16 protein-coding genes and 3 pseudogenes are annotated in these 20835 nt (G+C 72.4%); 9 read left to right on the forward strand and 10 right to left on the reverse strand.

The genetic code is table 11. The features are described from left to right. Positions 1–40 precede the first annotated feature (40 nt). From Pflav_RS12170 to Pflav_RS12180, 3 genes and pseudogenes are all read left to right on the forward strand, one after another. Positions 41–996, forward strand: a pseudogene (locus Pflav_RS12170) (ABC transporter ATP-binding protein). Beyond that, positions 996–1769 (forward strand): ABC transporter permease, encoded by a 774-nt coding sequence (locus tag Pflav_RS12175; protein WP_173036266.1) that lies wholly within the window; start codon positions 996–998, stop codon positions 1767–1769. Before Pflav_RS12170 ends, Pflav_RS12175 begins: the two are co-directional and overlap by 1 nt. Positions 1770–1778: 9 nt before the next feature. Then, positions 1779–2546: an ABC transporter permease gene (locus Pflav_RS12180; RefSeq protein WP_173036267.1), complete on the forward strand. Its 768-nt coding sequence runs from the start codon at positions 1779–1781 to the stop codon at positions 2544–2546. 279 nt (positions 2547–2825) lie between these two features. On the opposite strand, the gene Pflav_RS12185 is transcribed toward Pflav_RS12180, so the two are convergent. The 3 genes from Pflav_RS12185 to Pflav_RS12195 all read right to left on the reverse strand — a co-directional run bounded on the left by Pflav_RS12185 (position 2826) and on the right by Pflav_RS12195 (position 6943). Next, the gene (locus tag Pflav_RS12185) at positions 2826–5474 is read right to left on the reverse strand and encodes a discoidin domain-containing protein (RefSeq protein ID WP_173036268.1); all 2649 of its coding nucleotides are present in this window, start codon (positions 5472–5474) and stop codon (positions 2826–2828) included. Positions 5475–5834: 360 nt separating this feature from the next. Beyond that, the gene (locus Pflav_RS12190; RefSeq protein ID WP_173036269.1) at positions 5835–6497 is read right to left on the reverse strand and encodes a TMEM175 family protein; all 663 of its coding nucleotides are present in this window, start codon (positions 6495–6497) and stop codon (positions 5835–5837) included. 29 nt (positions 6498–6526) lie between these two features. Further along, positions 6527–6943 (reverse strand): VOC family protein, encoded by a 417-nt coding sequence (locus Pflav_RS12195; RefSeq protein ID WP_173036270.1) that lies wholly within the window; start codon positions 6941–6943, stop codon positions 6527–6529. Positions 6944–7031: 88 nt separating this feature from the next. Between Pflav_RS12195 and Pflav_RS12200 the strand changes: the two genes are divergently transcribed. Continuing rightward, positions 7032–7625 (forward strand): TetR/AcrR family transcriptional regulator, encoded by a 594-nt coding sequence (locus tag Pflav_RS12200; RefSeq protein WP_232071292.1) that lies wholly within the window; start codon positions 7032–7034, stop codon positions 7623–7625. A gap of 41 nt (positions 7626–7666) precedes the next feature. On the opposite strand, the gene Pflav_RS12205 is transcribed toward Pflav_RS12200, so the two are convergent. Beyond that, the gene (locus tag Pflav_RS12205; protein ID WP_173036272.1) at positions 7667–8974 is read right to left on the reverse strand and encodes a hypothetical protein; all 1308 of its coding nucleotides are present in this window, start codon (positions 8972–8974) and stop codon (positions 7667–7669) included. Between the two features lie 200 nt (positions 8975–9174). Here Pflav_RS12205 and Pflav_RS12210 point away from each other — a divergent pair, with 200 nt between their 5' ends. Together Pflav_RS12210 and Pflav_RS12215 are read left to right on the forward strand one after the other, a co-directional pair. After that, entirely contained in the window at positions 9175–10344 is a 1170-nt protein-coding gene (locus Pflav_RS12210) for a sensor histidine kinase (RefSeq protein ID WP_173036273.1), read from the forward strand. Next, on the forward strand, positions 10341–10991 hold the full coding sequence (locus Pflav_RS12215; RefSeq protein ID WP_173036274.1) for a response regulator: 651 nt from the start codon (positions 10341–10343) through the stop codon (positions 10989–10991). Before Pflav_RS12210 ends, Pflav_RS12215 begins: the two co-directional genes overlap by 4 nt. Here Pflav_RS12215 and rho read toward each other — a convergent pair. Both rho and Pflav_RS12225 read right to left on the reverse strand, forming a co-directional pair. Next, a pseudogene (rho, locus tag Pflav_RS12220) lies at positions 10972–12159 on the reverse strand (transcription termination factor Rho); the annotation flags it as partial. The gene Pflav_RS12215 and the pseudogene rho overlap by 20 nt on opposite strands. A 217-nt stretch (positions 12160–12376) precedes the next feature. Further along, positions 12377–13237 carry an NAD(P)H-binding protein gene (locus Pflav_RS12225; protein WP_173036276.1) on the reverse strand — a complete coding sequence of 287 codons (861 nt, stop codon included), beginning with the start codon at positions 13235–13237 and terminating at the stop codon, positions 12377–12379. A gap of 51 nt (positions 13238–13288) precedes the next feature. Here Pflav_RS12225 and soxR point away from each other — a divergent pair, with 51 nt between their 5' ends. Next, positions 13289–13786, forward strand: a complete 498-nt coding sequence (gene soxR, locus Pflav_RS12230) for a redox-sensitive transcriptional activator SoxR (RefSeq protein ID WP_173036277.1) — start codon at positions 13289–13291, stop codon at positions 13784–13786. Here soxR and Pflav_RS47910 read toward each other — a convergent pair. Both Pflav_RS47910 and Pflav_RS12240 read right to left on the reverse strand, forming a co-directional pair. Then, positions 13731–14374, reverse strand: a pseudogene (locus tag Pflav_RS47910) (ATP-grasp domain-containing protein). The gene soxR and the pseudogene Pflav_RS47910 sit on opposite strands and share 56 nt — an antisense overlap. 107 nt (positions 14375–14481) lie before the next feature. Then, positions 14482–15327, reverse strand: a complete 846-nt coding sequence (locus Pflav_RS12240; protein ID WP_173036278.1) for an META domain-containing protein — start codon at positions 15325–15327, stop codon at positions 14482–14484. A 101-nt stretch (positions 15328–15428) separates the two neighbouring features. On the opposite strand from Pflav_RS12240, the gene Pflav_RS12245 reads away from it, so the two are divergent. Continuing rightward, the gene (locus Pflav_RS12245) at positions 15429–16472 is read left to right on the forward strand and encodes an ATP-binding protein (RefSeq protein ID WP_197938951.1); all 1044 of its coding nucleotides are present in this window, start codon (positions 15429–15431) and stop codon (positions 16470–16472) included. 2 nt (positions 16473–16474) lie between these two features. Next, on the forward strand, positions 16475–18304 hold the full coding sequence (locus Pflav_RS12250; protein ID WP_173036280.1) for a vWA domain-containing protein: 1830 nt from the start codon (positions 16475–16477) through the stop codon (positions 18302–18304). Positions 18305–18330: 26 nt separating this feature from the next. Here the strand turns inward: Pflav_RS12250 and Pflav_RS12255 are convergent, their stop codons facing one another. Together Pflav_RS12255 and Pflav_RS12260 are read right to left on the reverse strand one after the other, a co-directional pair. Next, positions 18331–19353: an ABC transporter ATP-binding protein gene (locus Pflav_RS12255; RefSeq protein WP_173036281.1), complete on the reverse strand. Its 1023-nt coding sequence runs from the start codon at positions 19351–19353 to the stop codon at positions 18331–18333. Then, entirely contained in the window at positions 19353–20834 is a 1482-nt protein-coding gene (locus Pflav_RS12260) for an ABC transporter permease (protein WP_232071296.1), read from the reverse strand. Before Pflav_RS12260 ends, Pflav_RS12255 begins: the two co-directional genes overlap by 1 nt. Between the last annotated feature and the right edge of the window lies 1 nt (position 20835).

Raw genomic sequence — 20835 nt, forward strand, 5'->3', positions numbered from 1 at the left:
TCTATTTGCGAACGGCTGTGCGATTTCTTACGCTGCCCGGGTGAGTGACGATCTTCTCGTCGAGGCGCGCGGCCTCGTCAAGCGGTACCCGCCCCGGGACCGGCACGGCTCGCCCTTCGTCGCCGTCGACGGGATCGACTTCGAGCTGCGGCGGGGCGAAGCGTTCGGGTTCCTCGGGCCGAACGGGGCCGGCAAGTCCTCCACCATGCGGATGATCGCCTGCGTCTCCCCGCCCACCGGGGGCACGCTGCGGGTGCTCGGCATGGACCCGGCCATCGACGGGCGGCGGATCCGGGCGCGGCTCGGCGTGGTGCCGCAGGACGACGCGCTCGACCGCGAGCTCTCCGTCCGGGAGAACCTGCTCATCTACGGCCGCTACTTCGGGCTGCCCAAGGCGGTGATCGCCGAGCGAAGCACTCGGTTGCTGGAGTTCGCGCAGCTGGAGGAGCGCGGGGCGGAGCGGGTCGACTCGCTCTCCGGCGGCATGCGGCGGCGGCTCACGATCGCCCGTTCGCTCATCAACGAGCCGGAGATCCTGCTGCTGGACGAGCCGACCACCGGCCTCGACCCGCAGGCCCGGCACGTGCTGTGGGACCGCCTCTTCCGGCTCAAGCAGCAGGGGTGAGCCTGGTGCTCACCACGCACTACATGGACGAGGCCGAGCAGCTCTGCGACCGGCTCGTGGTGCTCGACAAGGGAAAGATCGTCGCGCACGGGTCGCCGGCCGAGCTGATCGCCACGTACTCCACGCGCGAGGTGCTCGAGCTCCGCTTCCCGATCGGCGAGCAAGCCACCGCCGTGGAGAAGCTGCGCGCGGCACGACCTGCCGACCGGATGGAGGAGCTGCCCGACCGGCTGCTCTGGTACACCGCCGAGGGGGACGCGGCGCTCTCCGCCGTACACGAGCTTGGTTTGCGACCCGCGACGGCGCTGGCGCGGCGGGCGAGCCTGGAGGACGTCTTCCTCGCCCTCACCGGCCGGGCGCTGGTGGACTGATGGGGGCGAGCATGGCGCTGCGCGCCTTCCGGTACTGGCTCCTGCGCTACCGCCGCACCTGGCGCGGCACCGTCGTGATCAGCGTGGCCAACCCGCTGCTCTTCCTCATCGCGATCGGCGCCGGGCTGGGCCAGGTCGTCGCGCCGGACACGGACGCGCTCGGCGGGGTGAGCTACCTGGCGTTCTTCGCACCCGGCATGCTCGCCGCCGCCTCGATGCAGAACGGCCTTGTCGAATCGGCCTTCCCGGTCAGCTTCAGCAGCCGCCCCGGCGGCACCTACCCGGTCGCCGCGGCCACCCCGCTGGAGCCGTCCGACCTGCTGCACGGGCACGCGATCTTCATGGCGATACGGGTGACGATGAGCGCCGCCGCGTTCCTCGCCGTGATGGTGGCGCTCGGCGCGGCACAGTCCACTTTGGTACTGCTCGCGCTGCCGGCGGCGACCCTGACCGCGATGGCCTTCGCGCTGCCGGCCGCGGCGTGGGCGGTCACGCTGTCCGATGTGGAGCCGGTGGGGCGGGTCTTCAAGTGGGTGGTGATGCCGCTGTACCTCTTCTCCGGCACCTTCTTCGCGGTCACCCAGCTGCCCGAGGTGCTCCGCCCGATCGTGTACGTCACTCCACTGTGGCACGGCGTCGACCTGTGCCGCTCGCTGAGCCTCGGCACAGCCACGTGGGCCGGGTCGCTCGGCCACGTCGCGTACCTGACCGCCATGGTCGCCGTCGGGTACCTGCTGGCCCGCCGCAACTACCGCCGCCACCTGCACGCCTGAGGAGCCACCGTGTCGTCCGCGCACCTGATCGTCGTCCGCCACCTGTGGGTACTGCGCCGCGGCCGCCCGTGGAACCTGCTCGTCGAGGGCATCTTCGAGCCGTTCCTCTACCTGCTGTCGATCGGCATCGGGGTGGGCCAGCTCGTCGGCACCTTCACCGGCGCCGGCCCGGAGGTCACCCGGTACGCCGCGTTCGTCGCGCCCGCGTTGCTCGCCACCTCGGCGATGAACAGCGCGGTCAACGAGACCACCGGCTCGTTCTGGTTCCGGGTCCGGTTCGAGAAGCTGTACGAGGCGATCGTCACCACGCCCATGCGGGTCGGCGACATCGCGGCCGGCGAGATCGCCGCCTCGGTGCTCCGAAGTGGACTCTCCTCCACCTGCTTCCTGCTCGTCATCACCGCGCTGGGCATGGTCCGCTCGTGGTGGGCGCTGCTCGCGATACCGGCGGCGGTGCTCGTCGGGTTTGCCTTCTCCGCGGCCGGGCTGGCGGTGGCGACGCTGATGCGGGACTTCCACCACCAGCAGTACCTCCAGTTGTGCATGCTGCCGATGTTCCTGTTCGCGACCACGTTCTTCCCGCTGTCGGTCTACCCGCCAGCACTCCAGCCGGTCGTCGTGGCGCTCCCGCTCTACCAGAGCATCGAACTGGTCCGCGGCCTCACCACCGGAACGATGGGCGCCGGCACGCTCGCCGCCGTGCTCTACCTGAGCGCCATGGGCGCGATCGGCTGGTTCTTCACCCACCGCCGGCTGGGACGCATGCTCCTCACGTAGAAAGATATTTGAGCTACCGCGACGTCCGCGGTGGTCCGGACCGCTGCTCCCGCGGCCTCACCCTCCGCGATTCACAACCCAGATCTACGGCTCGACCGACAGCGGCTCGTAGGTGTTGCGGACGACGCCGTTGCGGAAGGTCGTGGAGTGCTTGGGCTTCATCCCTGCCTGACCAGCTCGAAGGCGAACTCGCCGCACCCGTAGGTCAGCAGGTCAACTATTTACAGTGACATGCCCGGCCCGCCGGTGACGCTGCGGGTCGGGCATGTCACTGATTGGTCAGACAGGCGTCACGGTGTACGTGGCGCCGGACTGGGTGGCGAACGTGATGACGTCGCCGCTGACCGTGTGGCTCACCGTGCCGCTGCCGACCCGGTTCACCACGACGTTGCGCCCCGGCCACGCGTGCTGGAGCCGCGCCTGGCGCCCCGCCTGGCTGGTGACGTCGACGTACTGCACCTGTCCACCTTGGAGGCTGGACGAGACGAGGAACGCGTCCTTCTCCCGAAGGTTGACGAAGCTGGCGTTGCGGCTCGTCGGCCAGACCGGGAAGACCCGCATCACGCCGTCGTCGCTCTGGAGCAGCAGGTTGTTGACCGCCTCGATGGCGCCGGCCTTCTCCAGCCCGTGGTGCGGGTCGAAGACCCGGAGGTTGGCCACGGACTTGGCGTTGATCTGACCCTTGAGCTGGTCGATCAGTGTCTGCCCGGGGTAGCCGACGCGGGCCGCCTGGGTGAACACCTTCGGGAAGCTGTTGTCCTGTCCCCACGAGTTCATCGCGTTGACCGTGTCGATAGCCCGCTGGCGGTCGGCGGCCGGGGAGCGGATGCCGAGCACCTCACCCGGGTGGACGAACTCCAGGTTGACGGTGTTGTCGCCCGGGTGGAACGGTCGGGTGTCCCCGCCGGAGAACGTGCCGGGGTCGCCGAGCGCGTACACCGTCTGCCCGTTTTGGACAGTGGTGGGGATCGGGGCGAGCCGCTGAAGGATCGTCGTCCAGGTGGCGCGCAGCGAGGCGTCGGTGTTGAGGTCGACGCTCGCGTCGACGAGCGCGGCAAGCAGGTAGCGCAGCATGCCGAGGTCGGCGCTGGAGTTACGGGCCCAGGTCCCCTCGTGCGGGCCGGTCCAAAGGTTGTACCGCTGCGCACCCGCGTCGTACTCCAGGTAGTGCTGGAAGAACGCGGCGACCTCCTTCATGAACGGGTACGCCGTGTTGGCCAGGAACGTCGTGTCCTGCGTGTAGTCGTAGTAGGCGATGAACTGGGTGACCGCGAAGAGCGAGTTGCCGACCTGCTGGTGGTAGTTGTCGTCGGCGGTCGAGCCGAACGGCGCGATGCCGACCGGGAAGAGCACGCCGCTGGGTACGCCGCCGCTGGGGAAGCGGGCGCCGACGTAGTCCGGCTTGACCCGGCGCAGGTCCTGCTGCGCCCGCCGCCGCGCCTCCGGCACGTACGCGAGGATCAGGTCGTGGTACGGTCGGGCGAACTCGGCGCGGTTGCTGGAGTACAGGCCGTAGAAGTTCGCCATGAAGTTGTAGTTGAGGTGCATGTCGCCGCTGAAGCTCGGCGAGTCCGAGGTGGCCCAGACACCGTAGAGCCCGGGTGCGGTCTTGCCCGCACGGGTGGACGAGCCGAGGAAGTACAGGTGCGCGTAGTAGAAGCGCTCCAGCACGTCGTCGTTGAGGTCCACGTAGGAGCGTAGCCAGTACTGCTTCCACCACTCGACGTGCTCGGCGTACCGGGTGTCCAATGTGGCGCCGCTCTGCGCGTTAGCGAGGCTCTGCGCGGAGCCGGCCGTACCGGACGGGTTCTGGCCGCCACCCGCCACGGCGGTGACGAGGCGGATGGTCTGCCCCGGCGCGAGGTCGAACACCATCCGCGCGGTCGCGCCCGACGCGGTCGGCGTCCCGGCCAGGCCGCCACCGATCAGGCGGGTGGCGAGCGACGCCTCGGAGACCCACCGGCTGCCGGACGGCGTGCGGCGGGTGGCCCACGTGGTGCTGCCCGCGACGCCGGCGGTGTTGGTGAACCCGGTGCGCGCGTCCTGCACGCCGGACCAGGTCTCCGCGCGCAGCCGGACGGTGGACGAGCCGGTGGACTGGATCTGGGTGACGACGAGGTTGTCGTTCGCGGCGGTCCAGGTGCGCATCGTCACCGGTACCCCGCCGACGGTCATGGTGGTGTCGACGTCGCCGCGCAGGATGTTCTGCTCCTCGCGGAACGGTCCGGAGGGTGCCGGGCCGCCGGTGCCGTTGTACAGCTCGAACTGGCCGATCCGCGCGCGCGGGTTGTTGATCGAGTCGGCCGTGGTGCCCTGGGTCGGCTCGGTGAGGTGCACCCGCACGTACCGCGCGGTGCGGCTGGCGATGGTCCGGTCGGTGGTGCCCGCGGTGTTGTTGGTGACGGTGTCCACTGTGGTCCAGGTGGAGTTGTTGTCGCTCACCTGGAGCGTCCAGTTCTTGCTGTTGTTGGCCGTCTCGGCGGGGCGGGCCGCGGCGTCGTGGCGCAGCAGGTACCGGCTGAAGGTCTTGGCCGTGCCGAGGTCGAGCGTTATCCACTGTGGCTTGCCGACCTCGGAGACCCAGCCCTCGTACCCGCTGCCCCAGCCGCCGTTGACCGCGCGGCCCGGCGGGAAGCTCGGGTGTGAGCTCGACGCGCTCGCGGTCGCGCCCAGCGCGAGGTTGGCCGAGCCGCCGCCGGACTCCGCCGCGACCGTGACGCCGCCGAGGGCGACGAGCGACGGGTTGGGATTACCCGCCCAGAAGTTGCCCTTGGAGACGTAGAACGTCTTGAAACCGTTGCCGCCGCCCGACGTCACGCCGATGTCGCCGTTGCCGAGCAGGGCGGTGTTGGGCATGGTGCGGCTGACCGCGCCGGCGTAGTCCTGCGTCGTCCACACGCCGCGGATGCCGCCGAGCAACGCCTGCACCTCGGTCCACTGCTGGGCCGGTGGCGGTGCCGCGGCCCGTGCTGGGGCGTCGCGACGGCGAAGGTCGCGACGACGGAGACGGCCGCCGCCGCGGCCAGGGTGGTTTTCCTTCTCATCGAACGCTCCCGTGCTACCTCTGGATGCCAATCCTCGACACACGCGCGTGACAGGTAGTTAACATCGGAGGTTTCCGATCGTCAATGCTTCGCGATGAGGTCGGATGAGTGCGGTTTGCCCGCGTCGCCCGGCGCAACGAGAGGACGAATGCGCAGGACATCGGAGGTATCGGCGGTCAGGCGACGGTCGGAGCGGGCAAGGCGCCCGAGAGGTCGGACCATCGGGCACCCGACCGGGCCGTCATCAGCGGCCGAAGCGGCGGGTGACCCTGCGTAAGCTGTAGAGCCCGGTGCTGGTCACGCCGTAGAAGATCGGAAGCGCGACGAAGAACGCGAGCGCCAGGAGCGGCTCGACCAGGTAACCGATAAGGGCGCCGACCGCGTACAGGACGACGCCGACCAGCGAACGCAGCCGCTCGCCCCGGAAGAACGGGGTCTCCACCTCCTCCGCCGAGATCTCCGGGTGCCGCATGAGGTACTGGAAGAACATCGCCCAGCTCACCGAGAGCAGGATGTTGGCCAGCGCGTAGAGGACGACGGCGGTGCGCTGGTCGGTGAGGTTTTCGTCCTGGAGCGCGCGCGAGACGACCGCGGTCGGAAACGGCAGCAGCACGGTGGTGAACAGCACGAAGAGGTTGGCCCACTGAAGGCCGCGGGAGCTGCGGCGGAGGCGGGCGAACGCCGCCCTGTGGTTGAGCCACACCACGGCCACGTTTCCGAACGAGGCGACGTACGCGACGTAGGCGGGCCACTGGTCGAGCAGCCCCTCGCGCAGGTCACCCGGCTCGGTCACCGGAACCCGCAGGTTGAGCACGAGCAGCGTGATGACGATCGCCAGGACCCCGTCGCTGAACGCCTCGGCGCGCCCCGTGTCCGGACGCAGGCCGCCTGGCTCCCCATTCGCCATGGGCGAGGGCTACCCGCGCGCCGGCCCGCCTAACGGTCGGTGTACTGCTCCGCGAACTCCCCACTCGGGGCGATCGGGGTGATGACGTCGATGAGCACGCCACCCGGGTCGGCCACGATGAAGTGCCGCTGCCCGAAGTCTTCGCTGCGCAGCTCCAGCTGCGCCGGGAGCCCGCCGTCGACCACCAGGCGCCGCCACTCCGCGTCCACATCGGACACCTCGAAGTTGAGCAGCAGCCCGGCTGCCGGCTTGCCGAAGCCCGCCGGGATCGTCGGGTGCGTGTGGTCCAGGAGCGCGAGCTCCTGGGGCGGGTCGCCGGGGCGGCGCAGGCTCACATACCAGTCCGCCTCGAACGTGGTCTCGAACCCGAACCACTCCGCGTAGAACGCGTGCGACTCCTTCAGCCGCGCCGTGCAGATCACCGGGTAGAAGCTGGTCAGCAGCATGATTCACTCCATTCGCATACCATCGGTATGTGAAGCCACGATATTGGCGTACCATCGGTATGTCAATCATGGTTGGAGACGGACCGGGGTGGGAGGCGCGTTGCGGCGGGCGGAGCAGCGGGAGCAGACCCGGCAGGCGCTGGTGCGGGAGAGCCGGCGCCTCTTCGCGACGGTGGGGTACGGCGCGGTCGGCCTGTCCCAGATCGTCGCCGCCGCGGGCGTGACGAAGGGCGCGCTCTACCACCACTTCGACAGCAAGGCCGCGGTCTTCCGGGCCGTGCTGGAGCAGGTGCAGCAGGAGGTGGCCGAGCAGGTGGTCGCGGCCGCCGAGGCACAGTCGGGCTCGTGGGCGAGGCTGACCGCGGGGTGCCGCGCGTTCCTGACCGCGAGCACCGCCCCGGAGGTCCAGCGCATCATGCTCGTCGACGGGCCGGCCGTGCTGGGCTGGGCCGAGTGGCGCGCCCTGGACGAGGCCGCCTCGGCGCACCACCTCGCCGAGGCGCTCGCCGACCTCGTCGCGGACGGGACGATCGCCACGCAGCCGGTGGCGCCGCTGGCCCACCTGCTCTCCGGCGCGATGAACGAGGCGGCGCTGTGGCTGGCCACGACGACAAGCCCGTACGCGCTGGAGCAGACCTGGGCGGCACTAGCCCGCCTGCTCGACGGCCTCCGGACGGCGTGACCGGCCGCCTGCGCGGCCGGCCGACCGTCCACAGTTGAGCGTCAGAAGGTCGCCGGCAGCGGCGCCGACTCGGGCCGCGCGCCGGCCGGGGTGGCGGTCGCGCGGGCCAGCAGCCCGTACGCGGCCAGCAGGAGCAGCGGCGCCACAAGGCCCGGCACCCGCCCGACCGTGAGCATGAAGAACGCCACGACGCCCACACCGGCCAGCACCGGCACCGGCCAGCGCACGAAGCCGGCGCGGGCCGCGGCCACCGGTACCAGGATCAGCCCGAGCAGCGCGCCCAACATGCCCGGCATGGCCACGCCGAGCGACAGCGACGCGTACCCCTCCACGCGTGCCGCCACCGCTTCCACCCGCGCCGGGTCGAGCACCTGCTCGGCGGCCAGCCCTGCGTAGTCGCCGACCATCAGGCCGTTGAAGTGCAGCAGTCCCAGCAGCGCGACCGCGCCCGCGACCTGGGCAAAACGCCAGCCTCGGCCGGTGAGGCGGCCGGTGACCTCGATGACGGCGGGGATGAACAGCAGCCACGCCAGATGCAGGAAGAACGCGCTGGCCTGCGCCGCCGCCGGATCCGAGGCGAAGTCGGCGGAGATGTGGAAGGCGCCACCGGGGAGCGTGGCCATGCCCGCGGCCAGCGCGAGCGGCGCGCCGATCAGGCAGACCACGCCGATGGTACGGCGGAACGCGGCGAACCCCTCCCCGGCGGCCTCACCGTCCAGGCTCGCCGGCGACCACAGCCGAGCGGCGAGGACCACGTTGGCGACCGTGAGCAGCGCCGGCCCGGCCAGCGACAGCGGCGGCTCCTCGATGGCGAAGAGCAGGTACAGCACGAACCCGGGTACCGCCGTGGCCGGGTACCACCAGCCGGTGTGCCCGGCCCGCGCGGCGGCGAGCGGGGTGAGCAGCAGCGCGAGCGCCCAGCCGAGCAGTCCGGGCACCTGCCAGCCGGCGGCCAGCCACCCGTACTGCCCGACCTGCTCCTCGACCCGCTCGAACGTGGCCACGTCCGTGACCTCGAGAACGGCCAGGCCGAAGTAGTCGGAGAGGGTGAGCCCGGCGAACGTGGTGAGCCCCAGCACGACGGCTGGCCAAGCGATCGTGGCGAGTACCCGGCCGCGGCGGCGGATCGGGGCGAGCAGTGCGAGCAGCCCGGGTACGAAGAGCACCCAGGACCAGTGCAGCAGCATTGTGTGCAGGCGGGCCGCGCCAGGGTCGGCGGCGATCGCCGGGCCGAACTCGACGTCGCCGACCGCCGGGTCCACGGCCGTGGCAGCGGTGAGCAGGATGGGCGCGGCGACCAGGCAGGCCAGGCCGGCGGGGCGGCGGGCCAGGCGGGCGGGTGACAGCATGTCATCGTTCCTTTCGACGGCCCGGCACGGCGGGCCATGAGGGCGGCCGGCGTGCCTGGGCGGCTACGGTTGGCGACGCTAGGCCCGGCACGACCCCAAGATCGCCCTCACGGGGAGTTATCGTGGGTCCCCCACCAGGCGGACCGCGGATCCCCCGCGGGTGGGCGAAATCGCCGCTACCCGGCCCGTACGCTCGGCAAATGCGGCTGTGGCGGATCAAGCGCGTCGACCTCGTGGTCGCTGTCGTGTTCCTGACCATCGCGCTGGTCGAGGAGCTGACGGCGCCGCACCGCCTGCCGTTCTGGTGGCTCCGCCTCGGCTTCGCCGCCGTGCTCGTGGTGGTGCGCCGGCCCGCGCCGCTGGCCACGCTCCTGCTCGACGTCGCGGTGGTGCAGGTGCTGTGGCTGCCGAGCGAGGTCGACGACTACCGGGTGTGGCAGGCGTTCTGCTTGTTCATCGGCCTGCACACGGTCGGCCGCGAGATCATCCTGGTCGGCCCAGACCGCGACCCGCTGTGGCGCCGGCTGCTGACCGCCGCGATGCTCGTCACGACCATGGCGGTGCTGGTCGGGCAGCGCACCACGATGACGTCCGATGTGTTCGCCTCGGCCGGCTACACGGCGGCGGCCTGGCTCTCCGGCCTGCTGCTCCAGATCCAGGCCCGGCGCAGCGCGGAGCGGACCGCCGCGCTCGCCGCCGCCCAGGCGCTCCGCGCCGACCAGGCACTTGCCGACGAGCGCGCCCGCATCGCCCGCGAGCTGCACGACATGGTCGCCCACAGCGTCACCGTGATGGTGCTCCAAGCGGCCGCCGTGCGCCGCCGCCTCGACCCGAGGCAGGAGGCCGAGCGCGACCTGCTGTCCGGTGTGGAGCAGGCCGGCCGCGACGCGGTGACCGAGCTGCGCCGGACGCTGGGCCTCCTGCGCGGCGCCGAGCCCGCCGGCACCGTCCCGCAGCGCGGCCTCGCCGACCTCGACGAGCTGCTCGACCAGATCCGCGAGGCCGGGCTCGCGGTCGGCCTCTCCACCGAGGGCGAGCCACGGCCGCTGCCGGCCAGCCTCGACCTGTCCGCCTATCGGATCATCCAGGAGGCACTGACCAACGTGCTGAAGCACTCCGCCGCCCGCCAGGCCACCGTCACGATGGCGTACGAGCCGGACGACCTCCGCCTCACGATCACCGATTCCGGCGGCGGCCGCCCGCCGGCCAGCGACACCTCGGGCGGCGGACACGGGCTTGTCGGGATGCGGGAGCGGGCGGCGATGTTCGGCGGGCGGCTGGTGGCGGGGCCGGAGCCCGGCGGCGGATACCGGGTCAGCGCGACGCTGCCGCTGGCCCGCGCCCACGTGTTCGCGGAGGTGCCCCGGTGATCCGGGTCGCGCTCGCCGACGACCAGGCCATGATCCGCGCGGGCCTGCGCATGGTGCTGGAGACCGAGCCCGACCTCCAGGTGGTGGCCGAGGCCGCCGACGGTGCCGACGCGCTCGCCGTGACCCGGCGCGCCCGGCCCGACGTGGTGCTGCTCGACATCGCGATGCCCCGCCTCGACGGGCTCGCCGCGGCCCGGCAGATCGCCGCGCTTCCGGCTCCCCCGCGGATCATCATGCTGACCACGTTCGACAGCGACGACAACCTGTATGCGGCGCTCCGGGCCGGCGCCAGCGGCTTCCTGCTCAAGGTCTCGCCGCCCGAGCAGCTCGTCACCGCCATCCGCGTCGTGGCCGGCGGGGCCGCGCTGCTCGACCCGGCGGTCACTACCAGGGTCATCGCGGCGTTCGCGCACCAGCCCGCGCCGCAGCCGCCGCCCGAGCTGGCTCAGCTCACCCCGCGCGAGCTCGACGTGCTCCGGCTGCTCGCCCGCGGACTGTCCAATTCGGAGATCGCCGACCACCTCACGCTCGGCGAGGCGACCGTGAAGACCCACGTGGCACGCGTGCTGATGAAGCTCGGCCTGCGCGACCGGGTCCAGGCCGTGGTGTATGCGTACGAGAACGGCGTCATCCGGGTCGGCGGGTGAGGCCGAGCAGAAACTCCGCGTTGCTGCCCGTCTCGGCCAGCCGTTCCAGCAGGTGTTGCAGGGCCTGCTGCGGGCTCTGCCCGTGCAGCGCGCGGCGGAGGCGGCCGACGATGGCGGCCTCGTCCGGGCCGAGCAGGAGGTCCTCCTTGCGGGTGCCGGAGGCGAGCACGTCGACGGCCGGATAGAGGCGGCGTTCGGCGCTGGTGCGGTCGAGCCGGAGCTCGGCGTTGCCGGTGCCCTTGTACTCCTCGTAGATGAGCGTGTCCCCGACCGATCCGGTCTCGACGAGCGCGCTGGCGACGATGGTCAGCGACCCGCCGTCCTCGATGTTGCGGGCCGCGCCGAGGAGCCGCTTCGGCGGGTACAGCGCGGTCGTGCTGATGCCGCCGGAGAGGATGCGTGCCGACGACGGCGCGATGTGGTTGTACGCGCGGCCCAGCCGGGTCAGCGAGTCGAGCAGCAGCACCACGTCGTGGCCGAGCTCGACGAGGCGCTTGGCGCGTTCGACGGCCAGCTCGGCGGTCGCGGCATGCTCGTGCGGCGGCCGGTCGAAGGGTGACGCGATCACCTCGCCCTTCACCTCCCGCCGCATGTCGGTGACCTCCTCCGGCCGCTCGTCGACGAGCAGGACCATGAGGTGGCAATCGGGGTGGTTACGGGTGATGGCCGCGGCGATCGCCTGAAGCACCATCGTCTTGCCGGCCTTGGGCGGGGAGACGACCAGGGCCCGCTGGCCCTTGCCGATCGGCATGACAAGGTCGATGACGCGGGTGGTGAGGATGTGAGGTTCGGTCTCGAGCCGCAGCCGTTCGCGCGGGTGCATCGGGGTGAGGTCGTAGAAGTCGGGCCGCGACCGGGCCTGCTCGGGCGGCATGCCGTTGACGCTGTCCAGCCGGACCAGCGGCGGAGGCTTGCCCGGCCGCCGTCCCCGCTGATCGCGGCCGGCGCGAGCGGCTTCCTTCTCAGGGACATCCGCCCGGCCAGGCTGGGCGGCGGCCGGGTCGGACATGGCGCCGGTCACCAGGTCGCCGGGACGTAGCCCGTACCGACGGACCAGCGCGGCGGGGAGGTAGGCGTCCCCGGGACCGGCCGTGTAACCGCCGGTGCGCAGGAAGCCGTGATCGCCGGTGATGTCGGCGATGCCGGTGGCCGGAGCCACCTCTTGGTCGTTCAATGGGTTCTCCTCAGGGCGTGAGAGAGCGTGCGGTGACACCCCGAGCGGGAAACCTGTCGCGGAAACACAAAAGTGGGCTTGACAAGGCCAGACCGGACCGACACGTCCTAATCGGGGTGAAACACCCGGGGCGGGCGGCATATGTGCCGGCATCCGCAGCGGGCGGTTGCACCCAGGTTAGGCCGCGCCGGGCCGGAACGCAACCAAGGCCCTACGGAGCGTCGGGCCGGAAGTCGCCGGCGTGGTCGGCGGCCCACTCCGCGAACGTGCGCGCCGGCCGCCCGGTCAGCTCCGCCACGGTACCCGTCACGCGCTCCGGACTGTCCACAAGGGACGCCCAGTACGCCAGCGCCCCGTCGGCGAAGTCTGCGTCCGCCCACGCCAGCATCGCCGCGCGCGCCTCGTCCCGCGTCGCCTCCTCCACCGGGACCGGGCGGCCGGCTGCCGCGCCGAGTATCCGTACCTGCTCCGCCTGGGTGACGGCGGCCGGACCGCTCAGCACGTACGCGACATCGCGGTGTCTGGGCGACGTCAGGGCGCGCACGGCCACGTCGGCGATGTCCCGCTCGTGGATCAGCGACCGCGCCGCCTCCGGGTATGGGATGCGCACCGGCCGCCCAGCCCTGATAGCGTCCGCCCACTCCAGCGTGTTGGTGGCGAAGCCGGTGGGACGCAGGAACGTCCACTCCACGCCGCTGCGCCGTACAGCGTCCTCGACCTGCCCCCAGAGCCCGTTCTCGGCCGGGGTACGGGCGTCGTCCACGTTCGCCGCCGAGACGTAGACCACATGGCGGGCGTACTCCGCGATCGCCCGCGCCACCTCCTCCACGCCCTCGGCCGACAGGAAAGGCCAGAGCAGGAACACGGCGTCCACGCCGGCCAGCGCGTCGCGGAGGGTGTCGGGGCGGGTGAGGTCGCCGGCGACCGCCTCCACGCCGTCGGGCAGCCCGGCCAGCGCCGGGGTACGGGTCAGCGCGCGTACGGAAACACCCCGGTCCAGGAGGCCGGCGACGACGTGGCGCCCGATGTTGCCGGTGGCGCCGGTGACGAGGATCTGCTTGGAATCGGTCATGCCCCAAGCCTCGAACTTAAACAAATGTTGAAGTCAAGCTAGGCTGGCGCGATGGTGGCGGAGATCGCGGCCGAGCTGACGGTCGGCCAGCTCGCCGAGCGCAGCGGCGTCTCCACGTCGGCGCTACGCTTCTACGAGCGGCAGGGCCTCATCCACAGCCGGCGCACGGCGGGCGGCCAGCGGCGGTACGACCGGACGACGCTGCGCCGGGTCGCGTTCATCCGGGCCTCGCAGAGCGTCGGCATACCGCTCGCGCTCATCGGCGAGGTGCTCGGCTTCCTACCCGAGGGCACCCCGCCGACGAAGGCCTTCTGGGTGCGCGCCTCGCAGTGCTGGAGTGACGCGCTCAACGAGCGGATCGCCAAGATGGAGCGGATGCGCGACCGCTTCACCGCCTGCATCGGCTGCGGCTGTCTGTCCCTTGAGGAGTGCGCGCTGGTCAACCCGGACGACGCGCTCGCCGCCGAGGGTCCCGGCGCGCACCTGCTGGACGCTACCGCACAGCGGCGACGAGCGCGCCGGCCGAGAGGGCCGGCGGGCGGTCGCTGACCTGGCCATCTCCCAGCTCCACGACCCGCCACGCACCATCGGACCGCCGCGCCAGATCGACCGTCACGAAGGGAAGTCCCAGCGCCGCGACGGCCGGCACGACGCCGGACAGGTCCACATCGGACGGCGCGGCCGTGTCCGGGGCGTCCGGGTGCGGGCCGACGAACCGGCACTCCCCCGCCACCCACCAGGTCCGTACCTCGGGCCGGTCAGCTCCTCGTACCGCCGCAGCACGAACCCGCCGGCGAAGTCGTCCTCGCGCAGCTCCCGAAACCTGGCCGCCACCGCCCACGCGATGTCCCGGTCGGCGGTGTCGGGGATGTACATCGCCTCGTCCCAGTAGTGCTTCATCGACTTCGTGTAGTCGCGCAGCACCGCCGGCCCGCCGCCGAGCCGGGCAGACGCCTCCTCGAACGCGCTCCGCTCCGCGCCGACCGTCCACACTGAGCGCGGCGTCACCTCTGCCAGCGCGCCGTACCAGCCGGGCAGCTCGTGCGCCTGGCGGTACTGCGCGGGGCTCGTCCGCAGCACCACGCCGCGCGCGGCCAGCGCGGCGGCGAACGCCCGGTACCGGTCGGCGGCGAGCATCCAACCCCGGTACACCGCCTCCCCCGTGCCGGACACCCGGGCCACGCCGTGCCCGGCCGGTGACCGGCGGCACCACCTCTAAGCATCCTAGGAGGCTGGGTCAGTGTTCAACCGCGGTGGAGGCGGCCCAGCTCTTCCGCCGCAGCGTCGAAGAAGACCAGCTGGTCACCGTCGATCGCCGCGAGCCGGGCGTCAAACAGCCACCCGCCCGCCGGGTGGTTGTCGCACCCTATGTTGGTGCTCGGCCTGATCGTGGCGAGCAGCGTGCCGCCGGAGCCGGCGATCCAGCGGCCGCGCGAGGGGTTGCAGCCGTCCGAGCCGGACCAGGTGCTATCCGCGTTCAGCTCGACATGGGGCTCCACCTGCTGATGTACACCGGCGTCCGCGACCCAGCGGCCGACCAGCGTCTCCGCGGTGGCCGGGGTGAGGCCGGCGGGCAGCGGCGCGCCCGGCCTGAGCCCCTGCCGGTCCTCATCCGTGACGACCGGCGGCTTGGCCGCGTCGGGCAAGTACAGCTTCGGGTTCACCGGGATCGGCTCGGTGGCCGGAACCAGGCGGGCGACCACTGCGCCGCCGGCATCGAGCAGCTCGCGGTCCGCGCCGTCCAGCCGGTACGCGGTCACCCGATCGAGCCAGGACGGCGAGGGGACGGTGTTCCGCGCACACAGGGTGGGGCTCGGCACATCGGCGAGGAACATCCCCGCCCCGTCCGCGCGCCAGCCGCCGCCGAGCTGCCCGCACGACCGCCACAGCGACAGGTCCGACACCTGCGACGGGCCCGCGAGGCGAAGGACCGTACCCTCCTCCTCGTCCGCGCCGATCACCAGCCAGTTGCCGATCAGCGCGACCGGGTCGGCGGCCTGCGCGGGGACGGCGTCGACGATTGGACCGGCGCGGTCGGCGCAGCCCGCGAGGAGGACGACCAGGAGTACGGGAACGGCGATGAGTCGCATACCCCATGGGACGCTACGCCTCCGGACCGCGTTCCGGGATATTCCGATGCGTACGGCGCCGCCCCTCCCGCACCATGACCGGTGTGCATTCCACGATCACTGTGACGCCGGGCCAGCTGCCGGACGTGCTCCTGCACGTCGCGGTGGTCCGGCCTGTCTTCGTGTGGGGTGCGCCGGGGATCGGCAAGAGCTCGCTGGTCCGCGACTTCGCCGCCTCGCTCGGTCTCGATTGCGTCACGCTCGTCGGCACCCAGCTCGCCGCGGAGGACCTCATCGGCGTGCCTGAGCTGCGCGACGGCCGCAGCCGCTTCGCACCGCCTGAGTCGATCGCGCGGGACGAGCCCTACTGCCTCTTCCTGGACGAGCTGAACGCCTCCACACCCGAGGTGCAGAAGGCGTTCTACTCGCTGATCCTGGACCGCAGGATCGGGTCGTACGCGCTGCCGCCCGGCTCGATCGTCATCGGCGCCGGCAACCGCTCCACCGACAACGCGCTCGCCCGGCCGATGGCCTCGGCCCTGGTCAACCGCCTCGTCCACGTGCACCTGCGGGCGAGCGTCGACGACTGGCTGGCCTGGGCGGCCACCGCCGGCATCCACCCGTGGATCGTCGCCTACCTCACCGAGCGCCCCAACCAGCTCTGGTCCGAACCTCCCAAAGTGGAGGAAGTCTTCTCCACCCCGCGCAGCTGGCACATGCTCTCCGACGCGCTGAAATCGTACGGCGAGGCCATCTCCGAGCGGACGCTGCGGTTGCTCGCCGCCGGCACGCTCACCCCCGCGCACGCGTCGGCGTTCTGCGGGTACGTGAAGATCGTGCGCCACCGCTACGGCCTGGACGCCGTGGTGCGCGGCGACGCGGGTTGGCCCACCACGCCCGCCGACCGCGACCTGCTCTACTTCCTGGCCGAGTCGTTCCGTGCCCGGCTCGTCAAGGAGCTGCCCGCCGGCAAGCAGCACGCGTCGCCGGCCACGCGCCAGTTCGCCCACCGGGCCAAGGCGCTGCTGGTCGAGCTGGCCGAGATCTCGCTGGAGTGCGCCCAGCTCGTCATCGCCACCGGTGAGGACGGCACGCCGGTGCTGCCCGCCTGGTTCCTGGTCGAGGTGAGCCGCGACCTGCCCCGCCTCGTCGCCGCCCGGGCGTAGCGATGCCGAAGAAGCGCAAGGAGCAGGTCGACCCGAATGTCGCGGCGTTCCAGGCGGCGTGGCAGGCGCTATGCGTCCACCCGATGTTCGCACCGATGCGATACGTCAACACCGGCGCGTGGCGGCGGGACGGTGTCCAAGCGGCTCTCGTCGACCACGCCGAGCTACGCGACGCGAAGACGATCGCCCGGGTCGACCAGAGTGGACGGCTCACGGCCAGCCGCGCACACCGGCTGGACGAGAGCGGCTGGACCTGGGCACTCGCCCACTGCCTGCTGCACCTGGGTTTCGGGCACCTGGCGCTGGACCGCTACGCGGACGACCAGGCGTACGCCGACGTGGCATGTCTCGCGGTCACCCGGTTTCAGCGGGCGGTGAAGCTCGGCGTCGAGCCGCTGCCACTCCCCGCCGAGTTGCCCACCGCAGAGGAGTCCGTCCTGTTGCGACAGTGGCGCGAAGCCGGCGTGCCGCCACCGCTCGCCCACTGCGGCCCGGGCGGCCACGGCTCCGACCTCGTACCCGTACTGCCGCCGGAGAAACTGGGCCTGCGGTCCAGTGTCGACTGGCCGGCACACTTCGCGATCGGGCTGGCCGCCGCGGCCACCGCCGCTGTGGAGGTGGCCGGCGGGCTGCGGACGACCCTGACCGGCGAGGCCAGCCGGCACGAGGCGTGGGACCTGGCCCGCTCCTGGTTCCTGTCGTCGTTTCCGCTGCTGGGCGCGCTCGCGTCCCGGTTCACGCTGGTCGCGGACGCCGACCTGGCGCGGCGCTGGGACATCGCGATCGCCGCGGTCTCGCCGGCCGCGGGTGAGATCTACGTCAACCCGCTCCGGAAGCTGAGCGGTCCGGAGTGGAGGTTCGTGCTCGCGCACGAGATGCTGCACGCCGCGCTCCGCCACGGCGACCGGGTCGGGGCGCGCGACCCGTACCTGTGGAACGTCGCCGCTGACTACGTCATCAACGGTTGGCTCCTGGAGATGGGCGTCGGCGAGCCGCCGGACGGGCTGCTCCACGACCCGGAGCTCGCCGGGTTCTCCGCGGAGGCGGTCTACGACCGGATCGCCACCGACCTGCGCCGGCTGCGCAAACTCGCCACGCTGCGTGGCACCGGCCTCGGCGACGTGCTCGGCGCGCCGCTCCCCTGGCCGGGCAGCCCGGGGCGGGGCGTCGACCTGGACGACTTCTACCGGCGGGCGCTGCTGGACGGGTACGCGTACCACCAGCGGGCCGGGCGCGGCCTGCTGCCGGCCGGGCTGGAGGAGGAGATTCGGGTCCTGGAGCATCCGCCGCTGCCGTGGGATGCGCGGCTGGCCCGCTGGTTCGAGGAGTACGTGCCGTCGCCGCAGCGCACCCGCTCGTACGCCCGCCCGTCACGGCGCCAGGCGAGCACGCCCGGCATCCCCCGTCCGGGCTGGCGGTGGCCGGACGAGGCGGTCGTGCGGACCACGTTCGGCGTGGTGCTGGACACCTCCGGCTCGATGGACCGCGAGTTGCTCGGCAAGGCGCTCGGGGCAATCGCCTCGTACGCCATGGCACGGGACGTGCCGGCCGCCCGGGTGGTCTTCTGCGACGCGTACCCGTACGACGCCGGCTACCTGCCCATGGAGCAGGTGGCCGGCCGGGTGCGGGTGCGCGGCCGCGGTGGCACCGTGCTCCAGCCCGGCGTTGACCTGCTCGAACGGGCCGCCGACTTCCCGCCCACCGCACCGATCCTGGTCATCACCGACGGATGGTGCGACGTGATACGCGTCCGGCGCGAGCACGCCTTCCTCGTGCCGGAGGCCGCGCGGCTCCCGTTCACGCCGCGCGGCCCCGTGTTCCGGCTCCGCTAGTCGCGCCGACGTCCGCGGGGCAGGACCTACAACATCGGGAACGCGCGCGCGGCGCCGCGCACCGCGACGGTGACCGTGTCGCCCACCGCCAGGGGTGGGGTGGAGTCGAGGATGCGGGCGGTGACCTCGGTGCCGTCGGTGAGGCGGAGCTGCACGAGCGCGTCGTGCCCGTGGAAGTCGTGCCGGACCACCGTCGCGGCCGTACCGCCGCCGTTCGCGGACACCCGCATCTGCTCGGGGCGGAGCAGGACCGTGACCGCCCCGTCTCCCGCGGTGCCGTGCAGTGGCAGGCGGCCGAGCGGGGTCACCGCGTCCGGTCCGTCCACTGTGGCCGGTAGCAGTACCGCCTCGCCGACGAAGCGGGCGACCCACGGGCTGGCCGGCTCGCGGTAGACGGTGGACGGTGGTCCACTCTGGACGATCTGGCCGTCGTGCATCACGGCCACCTGGTCGGCCATCGAGAGTGCCTCGCCCTGGTCGTGCGTGACGAGCACCGCCGTGGCACCGTCGGCCCGCAGCGCCTCCCGTACGTCCCGGCGCAGGTCACCGCGGAGCCCGGCGTCCAGCGCGCTGAACGGCTCGTCGAGCAGCACGAGCGGCGGTCGCGGCGCCAGCGCCCGGGCCACCGCGACCCGCTGCTGCTGGCCGCCGGAGAGCTGGTGCGGCATGCGCTCGCCGTACCCGGGGAGGCCGACGAGCGCGAGCACCTCCTCGACCCGCCCGGAGCGGCGGGCCGCGCGGTCCAGCCCGTAGCCGACGTTGCCGGCGACCGACAGGTGCGGGAAGAGCGCGCCCTCCTGCGGTACGACCGCGACCCGGCGGCGGTGCGGCGGCATGTGGGTGCCGGTGTTCGCCACGGTGCGGCCACCGACGGCGATGGTGCCACTGTGGACCCGCTCGAAGCCGGCCACGCACCGCAGCAGCGTGGTCTTTCCGCACCCGGACGGGCCGAGCACGGCGGCGAGCGTACCGGTCGCCACCTCCAGGTCCGCGCCGTCGAGGGCGACGACGGATCCGTACGCCTTGCGCAGGCCGGCGACCGACAGCATCACAGTCCTCCACGTACGGTCAGGAACCAGGTGGGCACCGCGGCGAGGACGACGAGCAGCGCGGCGTAGGGCGCGGCGGCGGCGTACGAGGCGGTGTTGGTGTGCGTCCACAGCTCGGTGGCGAGCGTGTCCATGCCGGTCGGGCGGAGCAGCAGCGTCGCCGGCAGCTCCTTCATGCAGGTGAGGAAGACCAGCGCGGCACCCGCGCCGATGCCGGGCAGCGTCAGCGGGAGCGTGACCGTGCGGAACACCTGGAACGGTCCCCGGCCGAGCGAGCGGCCGGCCTCCTCCAGCGACGGCGGCGACTGGGCGGCGGCACCGGCGACCGCGCCGACCGCGAGCGGGAGGAAGAGCGTGGCGTACGCGAGGGCGAGCAGCCACACGCTCTGGTAGAGCGGGTACACGACGTTGATGCCGAAGAACACAAGGGACAGTCCGATGACGACACCGGGCAGGGCGTGCGCCACGTACGTGAGCCGGTCCAGCAGCGTGGCCAGCGCGCCCGGTGCCCGCGCGGTGAGCAGGCCGACCGGCAGCGCGAGCAGCATCGTGAACGCGGCACCGGACAGCGATACTGCGAGGGAGTTGCCGGCGGCGGTGGCGACCTCGCCGAGTGACCCGGGTCGGGAGACGCCCTCGACGAGCCACCGCGCCAGGCTGGCGGCGGGTACCCCGAGCGCGAGCACCGCGACCGCGGTGAGCGCGGCGGCGGCCGGCCAGCGCGCGGCCCGCAGGTGCAGCCGGGTGGGCGGGCGGCCGGCACCGCCGACCCGGGCGTACCGGGCGCCGCGGGCGCGGGTGAGCAGCTCGCCGCCGATCAGCAGCACGGTGAGCACGACGAGGACGGTGGAGAGCACGAGCGCGCCGGTGCGGTCGAAGCCGACGTTGAACGCGGTGAAGATGGCCCGGGTGAACGTGTCCACCCGCAGGATCGAGACGGCGCCGAAGTCGGAGAGTACGTACAGGGCGACGAGCAGCGCACCGGCCGCGATCGACGGCCGCACCTGGCGCAGTGTCACGTCGGTGAACGTGCGCCACGCGCCCCGACCCAGCGAGCGGGAAACCTCCTCCTGCGCGGGATCCGCACCGGCGAGGGCGGCCGCGACGGGGAGGAAGACGTACGGGGACGAGCAGAGCGTGAGCACCAGCGCGCCGGCCCAGAAGCCGGCGAACGAGTCCACAGTGGAAATCCAGGCGAAGCCGGCCACATAGGTCGGTACGGCCAGCGGCAGCGCGGCGAGCACACCGAAGAACCGCCGCCCGGGCAGATCCGTACGGGTCACCAGGAACGCCCCGGCCACGCCCAGCGCGGTGCAGGCCGTGGTCACCACCCCGACCAGGGCGAGGCTGCGCGCGGCGAGCACCGCCACCCGTTCGGTGAAGAGCTCGCCCACGATCCGTGACCAGCCAGCCTCGCCTGTCCGTACCCCCAAATAGATCAGCGGGATGAGGGCGACCGCCACCGCGGCGGTCGATGCCACC

Origin of the sequence: Phytohabitans flavus (assembly GCF_011764545.1) — a bacterium.
Taxonomy (GTDB): Bacteria; Actinomycetota; Actinomycetes; order Mycobacteriales; family Micromonosporaceae; genus Phytohabitans; species Phytohabitans flavus.

What these genes read in the sequence shown, in the direction of transcription:
- Pflav_RS12175 (WP_173036266.1), top strand. Translation starts at nt 996, where the DNA reads ATGGGGGCGAGCATGGCGCTGCGCGCCTTCCGGTACTGGCTCCTGCGC.
- Pflav_RS12190 (WP_173036269.1), bottom strand. Translation starts at nt 6,497, where the DNA reads ATGGCGAATGGGGAGCCAGGCGGCCTGCGTCCGGACACGGGGCGCGCC.
- Pflav_RS12195 (WP_173036270.1), bottom strand. Translation starts at nt 6,943, where the DNA reads ATGCTGCTGACCAGCTTCTACCCGGTGATCTGCACGGCGCGGCTGAAG.
- Pflav_RS12205 (WP_173036272.1), bottom strand. Translation starts at nt 8,974, where the DNA reads ATGCTGTCACCCGCCCGCCTGGCCCGCCGCCCCGCCGGCCTGGCCTGC.
- Pflav_RS12210 (WP_173036273.1), top strand. Translation starts at nt 9,175, where the DNA reads ATGCGGCTGTGGCGGATCAAGCGCGTCGACCTCGTGGTCGCTGTCGTG.
- Pflav_RS12225 (WP_173036276.1), bottom strand. Translation starts at nt 13,237, where the DNA reads ATGACCGATTCCAAGCAGATCCTCGTCACCGGCGCCACCGGCAACATC.
- soxR (WP_173036277.1), top strand. Translation starts at nt 13,289, where the DNA reads ATGGTGGCGGAGATCGCGGCCGAGCTGACGGTCGGCCAGCTCGCCGAG.
- Pflav_RS12240 (WP_173036278.1), bottom strand. Translation starts at nt 15,327, where the DNA reads ATGCGACTCATCGCCGTTCCCGTACTCCTGGTCGTCCTCCTCGCGGGC.
- Pflav_RS12250 (WP_173036280.1), top strand. Translation starts at nt 16,475, where the DNA reads ATGCCGAAGAAGCGCAAGGAGCAGGTCGACCCGAATGTCGCGGCGTTC.
- Pflav_RS12255 (WP_173036281.1), bottom strand. Translation starts at nt 19,353, where the DNA reads ATGCTGTCGGTCGCCGGCCTGCGCAAGGCGTACGGATCCGTCGTCGCC.